This is a genomic window from candidate division WOR-3 bacterium, from assembly GCA_039802005.1.
Classification (GTDB): Bacteria; Hydrothermota; Tepidihabitantia; order SM23-42; family JAOAFX01; genus JAOAFX01.
In genome coordinates this window covers 1-7,493 of sequence record JBDRVV010000056.1, presented here as the reverse complement: position 1 = coordinate 7,493, position 7,493 = coordinate 1, and the positions used below count along the sequence as shown (strand labels likewise).

Below are 7,493 nucleotides of genomic sequence, written 5' to 3'. Positions count from 1 at the left end.
GGGGTTCTTTATATAAGCTTATCTCTAAACTTGAGTTTAAATTTATATTACCAAGAATCTTTCTATTACCATCCAAACGAATATTTTCAAAAAGGCTATCCTCTAAACTTTTAGGCATAGTAGCAGTCATAACTACGAAGGGAATATTACTTTTGTGTAATATCTCCATCAGGGCACGCATTATGGCAAAAGTAAACTCATCTCTATACATATGGGCTTCATCAAATACTACCAAAGAAGAAGCAATGGCACCAGCTGGAACATCAATATGTTTACCCACCTGGAGGCTTGCCCTCGCAAAACCATAAAGAAACTGGTCAAGGGTAGTGACAATAATGTCGTCAATAAAGAAAGGAGAATTCGGTGTATCTCCGTGTTGAATTTGAACAGAAATATATGGAGAAACTTTTTTTGCATAACCTTCAATCCTTTTGGCGATTGAATCGGCAAGAACTCTCATAGGCAGAACGTAAATCAATCGCGGAGTAATGAAGAAATTATTTTCCAAAAACTGATTGAGAAATGGGGCGATTATTGCTTCTGTTTTTCCAGAACCAGTTGGTGCTTTAACCAATAATGGAAAATTTAATTTTTTCCAATTTTCAAATATTTTCCATACTTGTTCTTGGTGGGAGTAAGGTTTGGATATACTTAAGAAATCTTTGTAAAAAATTTCAAAATCCATAATTGACCCCTAATACAATGAATACTCCTCTATCATCCCAAACCCCTGACTATTCTTGGCACCGATGCCACAGTCAAAGGCAATATTCAGTAGTTCTTTAGAGCCTTCCATCTTATATATCCCAGACCAGGCTTTGATCACAGTATCTTTATAAAAAATTATATGTTCGTTTTTCTTGGATACGATATGGGGTAGGATATTGAAATCAAGATTAACACATTCTTTATTATTTATATTTATTAAGGCATATTTTTTAAGAAGATTATCTCTTATTTGCCTGCCAAACTCATCTTCAAATGGCGTATAATAATAGGTCTTTTTTTGGCCATCTTTTGTTAATAGTGTTGAATATACCGTTATCGGGGATAGAGTCCGTACATATATTAGTGAATTATACTCCTTTGTAAAAAGGACCTCAATTGCACAAACCTGGAGGTAATTATTTCCAATTTTTATCTTGCCCTTTTTGGCAAGAGAGTTGACGAATGATTCAAGAATTTTTGTTAACGGTGAGGCAACATAGAGTATACAATTTTTTTTATAGATAATTGAGTTATCAGCATTTTCAAAGGTGCCAAAAAGACGGGAAAATGTAAAAAGACGAAATGCCCTTTTCTCATAAAGAAATCCTTGATCGTGTACTTTTGCTGCGATTTGTTTCTTTAAGCTTTTGTAGATAAACCCTTGAATTAAATAGTTATAATGTCTCGGGAGTATTATACCCTCTCTATTGATTGGTTCTATGGTAATCTTTATTCTCATTTAACTCTTAGTAGTATAATCTTTTTCTATACTATGTCAAGTCTGAATTTTATAGTTTCGTTTACTTTTTTCAATCTATTTCCAATTGATGACCCTTATCAATCCACTAAAGAGGAATTTAGAGGGAAATTTCGGATTGCGAATTGCGGATTGCGGATTTACAGCAATCCACTAAAGAGGAATTTAGAGGGAAATTTCGGATTGCGAATTGCGGATTGCGGATTTTTGTCAATAAAACAAATAGGAATCAAAATTGTATTGCAAATTTACAGTATACAACAAAGAGAATTTTGAATGATATTACAAAAATGTGAATTTGTATCAATCCGTAAAAGTAGGTTTCAAATAAATATTAAGAGTTGAGTGTGCTGGGGAGTTGACATACCGTAAAACTTGAGTAAAATTATTCTATGAAAAAATTACTTTTTGTTTGTTTTACAATTTTTATCTGTGCTCGTAGCGAAAGTTATTTTATAGGGGTCTATTATTATCCCTGGTATGATTATAATCGCCACTGGCAGGAAGGATATTTGAGAAAAAAACTTTTGATCTTTCAACCTCCCCTTCTCGGCGAATATTCCTCACGTGATGCCACATTGATACAAAATCATATCAATTGGTCTTTGAGCAAAGGAATTGACTTCTGGGTGGTGTCATGGTGGGGACCGAATAGTTGGGAGAATACAACAATTTTGAACTATATAGCACCACAACTTAATGGCAGCAACTTGAAATACTGCTTATTCTATGAAACACCGGGAAGACTTGGCGAACCACCAATAAATTTTGACAATCCTACAATTTTCAATATTTTCATTTCTGATTTTGTATATATAGCGCAGCATTATTTCAATCAACCAAAATATCTCTTCTGGAATGGACGGCCCGTGGTCTTTATTTATCTTACACGCACCTTCACGGGGAATTACGCTGGGGCTATTGATTCGGTCCGGACATTATTACAGAATCAAGGATACAATGTTTTCTTAGTAGGTGATGAAGTATACTGGGGAACACCTAATCAAGCGCGCATCGCCTGTTTTGATGCGATAACGAGTTATAACATGCATGGCCCTTCTCAATATGCCGGGTATCCTGCCAATACTAATTTTTTAAAAAATGTCAGTGCTAAATTCAATGAATATAAAAATGTAGCCAATTCACTTGGTGTACGGTTCATCTCTAATGCCATGCCCGGATTTAATGACCGGGGAGTGAGACTTCAGGCTAACCATTATGCAATTCCCAATCAGTATAAACAAACCTGGGACCATACTACAACATTCCGACGCTCACTCATAACATCAAAGATTCATTTAGACAATCAAATAGGCCGATGGCTGGTTATTACTTCCTGGAATGAGTGGCATGAAGATACCCAGATTGAACCAACCATCCTAACCGATACCTGTTCTCGCGATACCAGTTCTACCGGCATTGCTTATACCCAGGGTTATGTTTACAAAGGATATGAATTTGACCTGCTGAATACATTGAACTATATTTTTGGTGAAACCGATAGCATTTTATTTTACACGAGTTTTGAGAATGGAGAACCATTGCCTTTTGCAGATTCTGTTTACTCATCACAGGGTGTAGATGGATATGGTTCTGCCCCGCGGCCCGAGGCAGGACGGGTGACGCAAGAATATGGGGTTCCGGTCCTTACGGGCAATTATTACCTGAGAATTGCAGGCGAAGATATAAGTTCAACCCAGAATTCCTATTGTAAATATCTGCTTTTTGATATTCCGAATATACCTATAGATAAAGCCACCTTTTTGAGTTATTTCATCTATCCCTATCAAAAAACCCATTTGATGTTAGGAATCATTACTACGGATGGGCTTGAATTGCAATATTCTGAATGTATAGACCAGAATGAAAATTTAATGAACCCGGAAATAAGAAACGAATCAACAGGTAATTGGTGGTATATTGAAGTAGACCTTTACCCTTTGCTGAACAGAGTAATTGACAAAATATATTTTGTTTATGATGATAACCCTAATTCGGAAATTGGAAATTACCGATGTTATGTGGATGACATCAAAATTCTGACCAAAAAATCAGGAGGGGTTTACATAGAAGAAAAGGCGGGAATGTCTGGAAGAAAAAATCCATTAATTGGAACCAATATTTTTTACGGCAGATTACCGGAAATATTTAAGAATAGCAATATTGAAGTTTATGACATTACCGGGAGGAAAGTTAATAAATTATTCAATAATGGAATCTACTTCATTCAAAATGACAAAACTGTCCAGAAGATTATCTATTTGAAGTAAATGCTTAAAATTTGTAGTTCAATTTCAAAAATATGCATAGATTTTATTAAAACAAAAGATAATATTCTATAAGATTAGGTGGAGAGGAATCTACCTGATAATAACTTGACAATGATATAATTTTAGGTAAAATAAAATATGCAAATTCTGATGCTTGTCATCGCAATTGTTATATTAACACTTGCCTGCGCAGTTCTGATATATGTATCCCGTTTCCTTGAAGAAAAAAAGAAAAGAAAACTTACCGGCATAATATCTTTATTTTTGTGTATCCTCTTTTTAATATCCCAGATTTCCTTTTTGTTATTTCCTGAAGAGAGGTATAAAAACTTTGGTGGACTTTTTGGTTATTATATATCCCTCTGGGTATTCTCAATAATTGGACTTTATTTTTTTGTGATCCCGGGTTTACTTTTATATTTCGGTTATCTGTATCTTTTTGAAAAAGAAAGAAGAGACGGCTACCACCTTTTATATTTAATCCCAATTGGTGTGCTTATAGATATAATCCTTTCGCTGTTTTTAAATTGGACGCCTTATAAAAATATTGATAGCGGCGGATTTATCGGAACAATAATCAAAGATTTTCTGTTAAAATACTTCGGATATCCGGGCACATACATTATTTTAGCCTTTGGTATTCTTGTCATTATCTTTATGACAATGAGAAAATTCATTATCCCAAAGAAACAAATTCCAGACACACTTACCAAAGTTGAGGAAAAAGAGATTGAAATGCCTGACGAAGAAATTAAGACCGATTTTGAAGAGGAGTCAAATGAACAGGTAACAAAAGAAAAAAAGATACGCATCAAAAAGAAAAAAGAAATTCCTAAGATTGATTTTAAAACAGAATTTTTGAATATCCTCGCCGAACCGACAAAAAAAGTTGGGGTTGATACAGAAATTTTGAAAAAAGAATCTGAAATTTTAGAGCAAAGACTGGCTGAGTTCGATGTTCAGGGTAAGGTTGTAAACTTTGAATCTGGACCCGTGATTACAAGATTTGAATTTGAACCTGCACCCGGAATAAAGGTCAGCAAGATTGCCAATCTTGATAACGACCTGGCACTCGCATTAAAGGCGACCAGAGTAAGGATTGTTGCGCCTATCCCCGGAAAATCAGCCGTTGGGATTGAAGTACCCAATAAAGAGCGAAGCCTTGTGTATCTAAAAAACTGCCTCCTTGACCCAAATTTTGATAATAACCCTTCACCCCTGGCAATAGTGTTGGGCGAAGATATAACTGGAAATCCTGTAAGCGACGATATATCAACAATGCCTCATATGCTTGTTGCCGGAACCACGGGTTCGGGAAAGAGTGTATGTATTAACACGATTATCGCCAGTCTGCTTTATCACACTACCTATCGGGATGTAAGATTTTTGATGATTGATCCCAAACGGCTTGAATTACCTATGTATAATTCCATTCCCCATCTTTTACGCAAAGCGATAACCGAACCAAAAGATGCAGTTGAAGAACTTGAGGCACTGGTCGGAATAATGGAATCACGTTATCGTGATTTTGCACGAGAGAATGTTCGCGATATTGACGGATATAATGAAAAAATGAGAAAGAAAAACGGAGATATCAAACCTTATATCGTAGTAATTGTTGATGAACTTGCGGATTTGATGCTCACAGCACCAAGTGAAATTGAAGAGAATATCACACGACTTGCCCAAATGTCCAGGGCTGTTGGTATCCATCTTATTCTGGCAACACAAAGGCCATCAGTGGATGTAATAACTGGACTTATAAAGGCAAATTTCCCCTGCAGGATAGCGTTTCAGGTTGCTTCTAAAACCGATTCACGAACAATCCTTGATATGAACGGTGCCGAATCATTATTGGGCAGAGGTGATATGCTTTTTCTACCTCCGGGTAAAGGAACACCCATAAGATTGCATGGTGCTTATATTTCCACCGATGAAGTATGTGGAATAAGCAGGTTGATTGCCCGCCAGTATCTTATAGAATTATTGAAAGACATTGAAGAAGACCTTAATGAAATAATAACAACAATTCTTGATGAAGAATTATGGACAGTATTTATTGACCAGGATGATCCCGCCTTTGATGAAAAGAAAAAATCTTTGATGAATATTATGCCCAACGAGAAAATAGACCAGATCATTGAACTCGGTTATTACCCTAAATTAGGTGAGATTGTAGTAGAAGAGACTACCACCGCAGAAATAGCTGAAGGCGAAGTTGACCCAATGTTTCCCGAGGCAGCAAGGTTGGTATTCAGACACCAGGTTGCAAGTGTGTCTTTATTGCAGAGAAGATTAAACCTTGGTTATGCACGCGCAGGGAGAATAATTGACCAACTTGAAGCCGCAGGAATTGTTGAACCATTCCAGGGCAGTAAATCAAGAAAGGTCTTAATACAAAATCAAGACGAATTAGAATCAATCATCGCAAAATATCAATAAAACATTATATCTTAAGTCCAGGTAGATAATCTCTAAAATAATATTCTAAACAAAAGATAAAAACTAAATAAGTAAAGTATAGAAAAATATAACCATTCTTTTGGATTTTTACTCAAAAGGGTATAAAAAAAAGTTATAAAAAAGGCAATTAAAGAACCCGGCAAAATTTTGGGAATAAAAATTGTGATTATCATAAAACTTGAACTTAATAGCAAACTAAAAGGAAATCTGCCCGATAATGTTTCTTTTTTATATAAAAGAACAGGCAGGGTGATTACACCATTTTTTCTATCTCCTTCAATATGACCAATGTCCTTGGCACTAAATCCGATTGTAATTCCTGATAACAGGGCAAAAATTAAGCGATTCGGAATTTGTGCGAAAATCTCTTCAAAATATATAATGCTATAACCAATGGAAATAGACAATATTACAACGACCGCTATTATAAAAGTTGAAATAAGTGGGAATCTTTTGAGACGAACTGGTGGCATTGAATAAATAATTCCCAAAAGTAAAAATGCAGTCATAATAAGGAATGCCTGATAATTCAATATAAATGAACCAATTATTACAATCAAAAAAATTGAAAAACAACCCAGAAAATAATATTTTCTTTTAATGCCCATTAAAACTGGATTACTTTTTCGGGAAATTTCGTCAATCGGTAAATCAAAAAAGTCATTAAAGAGTTGTAAAGCCCAGAATCCAAACGAAGGGCAAAGAAATATAAGGAAAATTCCTAAAAAGTTGAACAAATCAATTTTGTGAAATACCCCGGATTGTTTTGTTGCAAGGATAAAACCACATAGGCTAACGCACCCGTAAAATGCCAGCCTTTCTACCCGCATTGAAGAAATAAGTATATGAAAATCTTTTCGGTCTAAAAAATACAAATAAAAAAAGAAAACTATCACGAAAAAGATGAAATATATTGCAGAAAATTTCTGGGTATCGGTATTGAGTATCCCACCGTTTATATAGATATTCTCCGGCCTGTTTCCGGCAAGTATAGTGGTAAGTCCGCCTGAAAATAATATAATCACTAAAACAACCAGGAAAGTAGTAATACCACTTATAAATTTATTTCGTATTATATATCCATATAAGCCAGCAAGCAAACAAATTAAAAAAATGACTATTCGTTGCCCTGATGAAACACCAATATCAACAAGTGATACGAATGGGTTTAAAAAATGAAGAAAGAACTTTTCCAGTCTTGAAGGGTAAGTAATAAAACAACCGCCACAAAAAATTGCATCTATTATGGGAACAATTATTATTAGCCCAGTGCCGATACTTGCCACCTTGGTTAC

5 protein-coding genes are annotated in these 7,493 nt (G+C 35.1%); 2 read left to right on the top strand and 3 right to left on the bottom strand.

Features of this window, described 5'->3' with window-relative positions:
- On the bottom strand, positions 1–685 hold a 685-nt coding region (locus ABIL69_11450), incomplete at its 3' end, for a DEAD/DEAH box helicase (GenBank protein ID MEO0124603.1).
- Positions 686–694: 9 nt separating this feature from the next.
- Positions 695–1,447 (bottom strand): CRISPR-associated endoribonuclease Cas6, encoded by a 753-nt coding sequence (gene cas6, locus ABIL69_11445; GenBank protein MEO0124602.1) that lies wholly within the window; start codon positions 1,445–1,447, stop codon positions 695–697.
- Between the two features lie 410 nt (positions 1,448–1,857).
- Between cas6 and ABIL69_11440 the strand changes: the two genes are divergently transcribed.
- Positions 1,858–3,735: a glycoside hydrolase family 99-like domain-containing protein gene (locus tag ABIL69_11440; GenBank protein ID MEO0124601.1), complete on the top strand. Its 1,878-nt coding sequence runs from the start codon at positions 1,858–1,860 to the stop codon at positions 3,733–3,735.
- Between the two features lie 138 nt (positions 3,736–3,873).
- Positions 3,874–6,177 carry a DNA translocase FtsK 4TM domain-containing protein gene (locus ABIL69_11435; protein MEO0124600.1) on the top strand — a complete coding sequence of 768 codons (2,304 nt, stop codon included), beginning with the start codon at positions 3,874–3,876 and terminating at the stop codon, positions 6,175–6,177.
- 32 nt (positions 6,178–6,209) lie between these two features.
- Here the strand turns inward: ABIL69_11435 and ABIL69_11430 are convergent.
- The coding region (locus ABIL69_11430) for a UbiA family prenyltransferase (protein ID MEO0124599.1) at positions 6,210–7,493 on the bottom strand (1,284 nt) is incomplete at its 5' end.

Excerpts from the sequence above, each read along its gene's own strand:
- cas6 (MEO0124602.1), bottom strand. The coding sequence starts at position 1,447 with ATGAGAATAAAGATTACCATAGAACCAATCAATAGAGAGGGTATAATA.
- ABIL69_11440 (MEO0124601.1), top strand. The coding sequence starts at position 1,858 with ATGAAAAAATTACTTTTTGTTTGTTTTACAATTTTTATCTGTGCTCGT.
- ABIL69_11435 (MEO0124600.1), top strand. The coding sequence starts at position 3,874 with ATGCAAATTCTGATGCTTGTCATCGCAATTGTTATATTAACACTTGCC.